7 protein-coding genes are annotated in these 8,211 nt (G+C 40.3%); 3 read left to right on the forward strand and 4 right to left on the reverse strand.

Features of this window, described 5'->3' with window-relative positions:
* Positions 1–610: 610 nt before the first annotated feature.
* Genes LVD51_RS19780 through LVD51_RS19790 form a run of 3 tightly spaced genes read right to left on the reverse strand, consistent with a single transcriptional unit; the run spans position 611 to position 5,148 of the window.
* A complete protein-coding gene (locus LVD51_RS19780) occupies positions 611–1,531 on the reverse strand; it encodes an alpha/beta hydrolase (RefSeq protein WP_236973113.1) in 921 nt (306 codons plus the stop codon).
* 47 nt (positions 1,532–1,578) lie between these two features.
* Entirely contained in the window at positions 1,579–2,748 is a 1,170-nt protein-coding gene (locus LVD51_RS19785) for a thiolase family protein (RefSeq protein ID WP_236973114.1), read from the reverse strand.
* 12 nt (positions 2,749–2,760) lie between these two features.
* Complete coding sequence (locus LVD51_RS19790) at positions 2,761–5,148, reverse strand: 3-hydroxyacyl-CoA dehydrogenase/enoyl-CoA hydratase family protein (protein ID WP_236973115.1); 2,388 nt, start codon at positions 5,146–5,148, stop codon at positions 2,761–2,763.
* Positions 5,149–5,396: 248 nt separating this feature from the next.
* On the opposite strand from LVD51_RS19790, the gene LVD51_RS19795 reads away from it, so the two are divergent.
* The 3 genes from LVD51_RS19795 to LVD51_RS19805 are packed head-to-tail and all read left to right on the forward strand — an operon-like array spanning position 5,397 to position 7,387.
* Entirely contained in the window at positions 5,397–6,098 is a 702-nt protein-coding gene (locus LVD51_RS19795) for a MotA/TolQ/ExbB proton channel family protein (protein WP_236973116.1), read from the forward strand.
* Positions 6,099–6,104: 6 nt separating this feature from the next.
* Positions 6,105–6,506 (forward strand): ExbD/TolR family protein, encoded by a 402-nt coding sequence (locus tag LVD51_RS19800; RefSeq protein WP_236973117.1) that lies wholly within the window; start codon positions 6,105–6,107, stop codon positions 6,504–6,506.
* A 50-nt stretch (positions 6,507–6,556) separates the two neighbouring features.
* Positions 6,557–7,387 carry a TonB family protein gene (locus LVD51_RS19805; protein ID WP_236973118.1) on the forward strand — a complete coding sequence of 277 codons (831 nt, stop codon included), beginning with the start codon at positions 6,557–6,559 and terminating at the stop codon, positions 7,385–7,387.
* A 2-nt stretch (positions 7,388–7,389) separates the two neighbouring features.
* Here LVD51_RS19805 and LVD51_RS19810 read toward each other — a convergent pair whose 3' ends face one another.
* Positions 7,390–7,644, reverse strand: coding sequence for a hypothetical protein (locus LVD51_RS19810; RefSeq protein ID WP_236973119.1), 255 nt, complete (start codon positions 7,642–7,644; stop codon positions 7,390–7,392).
* Positions 7,645–8,211: the final 567 nt, after the last annotated feature.

The following is an 8,211-nucleotide window of genomic DNA, read 5'->3' on the forward strand; positions in this document are numbered from 1 at the left end:
TCAAACTTTGATTTTAATAGAAAAATAATGTTTGCTGGGGATTCTCTCGGTAATTTAATATTAAAATATATTTCATGCAATTTCCACCCCCTACCCCCCGCCAGCGGGGGACATAAGAGATACTGGGCAAAAAAGTGTGACAAATCCATAAGTAATACCATTCGTATAATCAATCAATTTACATAAATCTGTGATTTTGATAGAAAAATGATGTTTGCTATGGATTTACGTTGATATGATGCCTGGACGTAGAGACGCAATGCCTTGCGTCTCCTAACACCACCTATATGAGACACAAGGCATTGCGTCTCTACTACCAACGTTGCAATCACGCCGGAGCCAATGGCTAAAACCTATCTAATTACATTGAAATTATACCGAGCATAGAGGTATATACCATTGGATTAAAGGGATAATCACGTCGGAGCACAATAATGATTGTCATGAATTTTAATTAATACCAAGCCGAAGCCAGTGGCTTCGGTTCCTTCATCCAATTGATATTTAATCAATTGGGTTGCACTTCGTGCAACTGCATTCAGTTACCCCTATTGCCATATTCAACCATATACTACTGCTATTTAAAATCCGAGATTAATGACTCATAAAACTACTGCCTAATAATCTGATATACATCTCGATAGGCCTGTTTTACCTCAGGGGACAATTGAGTCATTAATGTAAAACCATGACAGAGTGTGGGATAATGTTTATGAATAATCTGGCTTTCATCCCGCCTCGGTTTTTCAATAAAAGAAAGAGCTTGATCCAAAAAAGGATCATAGCCACCAGTCAACACCCAAGTCTTGGGGAGAAAGGATAGATCTTCATAAAATAAGGGAGACAAGAGTGGGTCATATAAATTCTGACTCTCGGGCAAATACATATCTCGCATCCACTCAATATCTGGCTTCTCTATAACATAGCCTCGACCAAATTTTTCCATGGACGATTGATCTAAAAAAGTAGTAAGTGGTGGATACAGAAGGAGTAATTTGTCCAAGGTTATATCTCGTTTACTCAATAAATTAATGACTCCGATGGCCATATTTCCCCCAGCACTATCCCCACATAGAATAAACTCCCCTATGTTAGATCGACTTCGCTCTTGGTCTAACAATTCACTGATTACATCTACACAGTCGAATATAGCCTTGGGAAATTTATGTTCCGGAGCCAATCTATAGCCAATGGAATAAACCGTGGATTCCGTGTTTTTACATATTCTTCTACATACATTATCATAAATATCGATGGATCGTCCTACCCATCCCCCACCGTGAATGTAAAACACTACTTTTTGCGAAGGATTATGATGCTGATATTTTCGAATGCGGATCGATACTCCCTCCCTATTGTCGAGACAAAAATCCTCGACGTTTTTCAACCTCAGTGAAGGTCCGTCCAACCACCATCGGTTTCGCTTCCATGTTCGCTCGAGATCAGATCGATATTCTTCCATTGAAAAGGGCTGCACAAAACCCTCGTTCTTATGCAGCACCTTTAAAAATAACTTTAATTTCCAATCCATAATATCAACATTTGATTGGATTTTTCTATAATATTCCCGACTGAGGATTACAATAATTCGTAAATACCTGCAATTCCCTGTCCACCACCAATACAGGCTGTAACCATACCGTATTTTTGGTTTCTGCGCGCCAATTCTGCAAAGAGTTGGATACTCAACTTCGTTCCAGTACAACCCAATGGATGACCAAGAGCGATGGCTCCCCCATTGACATTTACTTTTTCTATATCCATGCCCACTTCTTTGATGACTGCCAAACTCTGAGCGGCAAATGCTTCGTTTAATTCAATTAAATCGATATCGTCCAACTTCATGCCCGCCATCTTCAAAGCTTTGGGAACAGCGGCAATTGGCCCCAATCCCATATACAATGGATCCACTCCAGCAGAAGCACAGCTAACCATTCGCGCAATGGGCTCTACATTTAAGGTTTTCAAAAATGCCTCACTCACCACCATGGTAAAAGCAGCACCATCTGATGTTTGAGAAGAATTACCAGCGGTAACCGTCCCCCCTCGTTCAAATGCTGGACGCAATCTAGCCAGGGCTTCCAAAGAAGTATCTCTTCGCACACCTTCGTCCTCAGCTACAGTATAGCTACGTGTTTTTCTCTGTCCATTGGACACGTAGTTTTCTTCCACTTCAATCGGCACAATTTGATCCTTAAAATATCCTTGATCCAAAGCATTGCCTGCGCGTTGGTGAGATCTCAAGGCAAATTCGTCTTGTTCGTCGCGTGAAATTTTATATTTTTTAGCTACCGCTTCTGCAGTCAATCCCATGGACACCAAATAATCTGGTGTCACGCTCGTAACGTTGTAGTTCGGCGCCAATTTGATCCCTGTCATTGGAATTAAACTCATGGTTTCGGCACCCCCTGCTATAAAGCAATGCCCCATACCGGCCTTTATTTTGGCTGTGGCCATGGCTATGGTTTCCACACCAGATCCACAATATCGATTAACGGTTACACCGGGAACTTTTAAATTGAGAGCTCGCAAACTAATTCTCCGACCTATTTGCAGACCTTGTTCGGCCTCAGGATTGGCACAGCCGACTAAAACGTCGTCTATGTCGTCGGGATTGAGATTGGGCAATTCACTCACCATGTGCTGAATCACTTTCACAGCCAAATCATCTGATCTCGTAAATCGAAAACCACCTTTTTTAGCCTTACCGACTGCGGTGCGATATCCTTTTACTATATATGCTTCCATTTTTATCTTATTTTAATTTCTTAGTGGTTTTTTAGTTTCTAACATATGTTGAATACGTGCCAGAGTTTTAGGCTCTGAACACAGACTCAAAAATGCTTCTCTCTCAATATCCAAAAGGTATTGTTCATCAACGGCCTGCGCCTCAGATATATCCCCTCCAGACAATACATAAGCGATCTTTTTAGCAATCTTGACATCGTGTTCTGATGCCCAACGGCCTAGCAACATTTCATTTAAAGCCAGTTCCAATGTGGCGATACCAGATTTACCCAATACCTTGATATCGGTTCTCAACGATGGAGCTATATAATTGTAAGCCAATTCCAAAACCCGTTGTTTGGCCATGCGAATTCTTTCACTACTTCCAACAACTACTCTATCTTTATGAGACAAATATCCCAATCCAATAGCTTCGTGGGCTGAGGTAGATACTTTACCCATAGCTATAGTTTGAAACCATTCTAACAACACTGCATTGCCATTGTTGCTATTCTTGTACTCATCATAGGCGCGTAGGGCGAATTCCTTACTTCCTCCACCTCCGGGGATAATACCTACTCCCACTTCTACCAAACCTATATAGGATTCTGCTGCGGCTATGGTACTATCGGTATGCATGACAAATTCACATCCACCTCCAAAAACATATCCTTGGGTTGCAGCGACTACTGGGACTTTGGCCAATCGAAGTGCCATGCTGGTATCTTGAAACAATTTAACGGCAGCATCCAATTCGTTGTAATCATTCTGAAATGCCAGAGAACCAATCATTAAAAGATTGGCACCTACGGTAAAGTTTTTACCCTCATTGGCAATTACTATTCCAGCCCAGTCGCCATCTTCTGCTATTTGAATACATTGATGAAGCCCTTTTAATATGCCTTCTCCAATAGTATTCGATTTACTGATAAACTCAACATTCAATACTCCATCCCCTATATTGAGTAGTCTCAATTCTTCGTTTTCGAATACAGGACTCTCCCCTTTGAAGTAATTTAAATTTATCTGTCCCTCACTTCCAGGAATAATTTGATACGACTGTTGATCGATATCATAATACCATTTACTGTGATCTTTTATCGTGTAAAATGCTTCATGACCAGCTGTTATAAAACTATTTACCCAAGATGGGATTTCCAAGTCCATTTTTTTCCCGTATTCTACAAGGGTTTTTACTCCTAAGATATCAGCATACTCAAAAGGACCATAGGACCATGCAAATCCTGCCTTCATAGCGTCATCGATACCATATATATTATCGGAAATTTCTGGAATTAATTGAGCTGAATATAAAAAACTAAAAGTTATACTTTGTCTAATCAATTCCGCACCTGTATCCTCTAGAGACCATAGAGCCTTAATGCGGTCTACTGGATTACTGATTTGTTTGGACACCGACAGACTTTCTAAGCCTGACTTACTGCTGGCTTCGTATTCCAAGGTTTCTAAGTTGAGACCGTGAATGATGCTTCGACCCTTTTCGTCTCTTTCTTTGGTTTTGAAATAAAACCCTTTACCGGTCTTGTTGCCCAAGTGTTTTTGTTCAACCAGATGTTTTAGATAAGCGGGGATTTGAATCTGTTGCAATGCTTTATCATCACTACAGTGTTTTTGTAAATCACTCAATACCATATAGGCGGTATCCAACCCCACCAAATCACCTAAGCGAAAGGTTCCTGTATTGGGTCTTGCAATAGCAGGACCAGTCAATATATCAACATCTTGAATGCTTAGACCTAGTTTAGAAGTCAATTCAAATATTTTGGCCATAGAAGTTACTCCTATTCGATTGCCTATAAAGGCGGGTGTATCTTTACACAAGACGGTCTCCTTACCTAAATAACGTCGACCGAAATCCATGAAAAAATCAACTACAGACTGGTCTGTTGATTGGGTCGGAATAATTTCCAACAATTTTAAATACCTAGCTGGATTAAAAAAGTGAGTTCCTAAAAAATGACTTTTAAAATCATCAGATCGTCCCGTCGTCATCATATGGATGGGAATACCTGATGTATTAGAACTTACCAAACTGCCTGGCTTTCGAAATTGATCTACTTTTTCAAAAATTATCTGTTTGATATCCAATCTTTCAATCACCACTTCGATGATCCAATCGCAATCGGCTATATTTTTTAAATCATCGTCAAAATTACCTACGGCTATTTTTTTAGCCATTTCAGCGGTGTACAATGGAGCAGGCTTGGCTTTTAAAGCAGCTTTTAAAGCCTGACTAGCCAATGAATTACGAAATGAAGATTGGGTATTTTGTTCAGGTGTCAAATTTTTGGGTACCATATCCAATAATAAAACATCGAATCCAATATTGGCCATATGGCATGCAATACCGGTTCCCATAATTCCCGATCCCAATACTGCAATTTTCTTTATTCTACGCATATTTTAAAATTTTGACTTAAAGTTAAAAAAATAAAAACGAATAACACAATTAAACGGCAAGGCTATTTTTAGGCTATTTAGTAAAAAAATAAAATATTTCATACTAAAACAGATTTTTAAAACATTAATGTAGAGGAAATGAAAAATATTTAAAATAAAACGTATTAATACTTTACATAATATCTATTTCTGCTTAAATTTGAACGTCGATATTTTCTAAGAAATCATTCTAAACCACCTATAAATTTATGAATCCAATACTATTCATCTTATTGCAAGCTCCAAATGTTCAATTGGAAGAGGAAGTAACCATTGAAAGACAAAGTTTATTTCAGTTAATATCTGAAAGTGGCTGGATTGGTATATTGATTGTACTTCTCCTACTCGCCATGTTTGTTGTGGCATTATATCTATTTGTAGAGCGATATTCTGCTATTAAAAGAGCGGGTAAATTAGACGACAATTTCATCAACAACATTAGAGCCAGTGTTCAAGCAGGCAATATCATGGGAGCTAAAGCCCTATGTCAATCCAACAATTCACCTGCAGCTCGTATGATTGAAAAGGGGATAATGCGTATTGGCAAACCGTTAACCGATATTAATGCATCTATCGAAAATGCTGGCAACCTAGAACTTTTCCGCTTGGAGAAAAATCTTAGTACTCTAGCATCTATTTCTGGTGCTGCACCTATGATAGGCTTTTTTGGTACTGTTACCGGGATGATCTTGGCATTTTACGAAATGGCAACGGCCGAGAATGTAACTCCAGATGTATTAGCTGGAGGTATTTATCAAGCCCTTATTACTACTGCATTTGGACTATTTGTAGGGATATTTGCATTTATCGCATACAACCTATTGGTATCCAACGTAGAGAAAGTAGTCTACAAGATGGAAAGAACATCAGTAGAATTTATGGATTTATTGCAAGAACCAGTTAATTCATAATCAACTATGGCATTAAAGAAAAGAAATAAGGTAAGTGCAGAGTTTAGTATGTCATCTTTGACCGACATCATCTTTTTGTTGTTGATCTTCTTTATGTTGACATCGACTTTGGTCAGTCCCAATGCACTGCGACTGACTCTACCCAGTTCCAGCTCTAAAACTGTTGCACCACAGAGTTACACCGTATCTATAAAAGAAGACGGAAAGTATTACCTCAATGGAAAACAAATGAGTCTCGGGAACATTGAATCCCAATTGCGCGTTGATCTAAAGCAGTCCAGTGACAAAAAGCCCACTGTAGTGATTGCAGCCGATCAACAAAGCCCCCTTCATTTTACTGTAAAAGTAATGGATGTGGCCAAACGATTGGGCACACAGGCTATATTGGCCACAGAACCCGCTAATTAAGGTAGGACTGGTCAATACATTAAATTAAAACTTATATTAATCTAGAAGACATGAATGATTTTCAAAGTTCACCGGAAGATCGAAAAAAAGCGAAACGAGTCAGTATTATTGTCAATACCATATTATTGATATTGCTGTTGTTTCCCTTTATGTCATTTCAAACCCCTCCTCCCGGGGAAGAGGGAATATTGGTAAGTTTTGGGGCTCCAGACATGGGCCGTGGTGACGATATGCCTGATACCCAACAAGAAGAGGAGGTTGAACCTCAACCCGCCGAAGAAACTCCTCCTACCCCAGTAGAACCTCAAGAAATTGAAGAACAAACTGTGGAAAAAGAAGTGGTGACAACGGAGGATCCCAATGCAATAGCGTTGAAGAAAAAAGAGGAAGAAGCCCGTAAAAAACAAGAAGAAAAAGAAAGACTGGAAAAGTTAGAAGCCCAACGCAAGGCGGAAGCTGAAGCCAAGAAAAAAGCAGAATTTGAAGCGACCAAAAAGCAATTCGGCGATTTATTTGGTGGAGGGAAAGGGAAAACCGATACTCCCGGCAATCAAGGCGACCCTCTAGGGGATCCCAATTCCGATAATCTCGAAGGATTAAGCACTGGTAGTGGCAATGTTGGTGGTGGATTAGGAGGTAGAAACCTAACCTATAAACCCAATGTAGTCGAACGTTCTCAAAAGACGGGACGAGTAGTAGTTAGAGTATGCGTAGATGACAAAGGGAATGTTTCGGAATCAAGCTTTACACAAAAAGGCAGTACGACAGGAGATACCGACCTTATCAATACGGCAATCAAATTTGCGAAACAATATAAGTTCTCCCCTAGTACGGTATCTAAACAATGTGGAACCATAACGTTTGACTTTAAAATAAAATAAGTCTACACCCCTGGTTTAGCTATCTTTAAGTTAAAATAGCATCGGTCATGAGATGATGGGTTTAACCATTGTTGTTTAGCGATGATATCATCATTACTATTTTGAGGACGTAGAGACGCAATGCCTTGCGTCTCCAAAAAAAATATATGAGACGCAAGGAAAACCCACCCTCGGTATCTAGCCTCGGTTCCCTCATCATTGACCAATTTACGGTCTTTTCCCGCCCACCCACGACACAGTGGTCGTGGCTCCCTCATCGTAGACCTATTTAAGGTCTACGGTTCTTCGAACTACATTCGGTCGTGAGCTTCATTCGGTCATGTCTCTACGTTAAAGTGTGATTGCAACGTAATTCGACAGCCAAGTTCCCCTCTATTGGAGGATTGTCTAACTTGTCAGACGGGGTGGTTCGAATGAATAAAAAATAAAATTTAATATTTCCTGCAGAATTTACAAACCACCCCGTCAGTAAACTGACACCCCTCCAAAGGAGGGGAATTTTCTAGGATGACCGAGCGAAGTTGCTCCTTAGAGCAACCAAATGTCCTTAATGGACATTTGGCGAGGGAACCGAAACCTCCGTGTTTCGGGTGTGACCGAGCATAGTTGCCCAAAGGATGACTGAACGAAATGCGAAGCATCTGAGACCGTAAATCGGTCTCAGGTGAAGGAACCACGACCACCGTGTCGTGGATGGGTTGGCTCGTAAATCGGCATTTGGCGAAGGAACCGAGGTCTCCCGGCCGAGGCGTGATTGCCCCGTAAATCTTCAGGTATTTAGCCACTGTGCTCCGGCGTGACTGCAACATAAATCGATAGGTTTT

The organism is Membranihabitans marinus (assembly GCF_021729155.1).
GTDB lineage: Bacteria > Bacteroidota > Bacteroidia > Chitinophagales > Saprospiraceae > Membranihabitans > Membranihabitans marinus.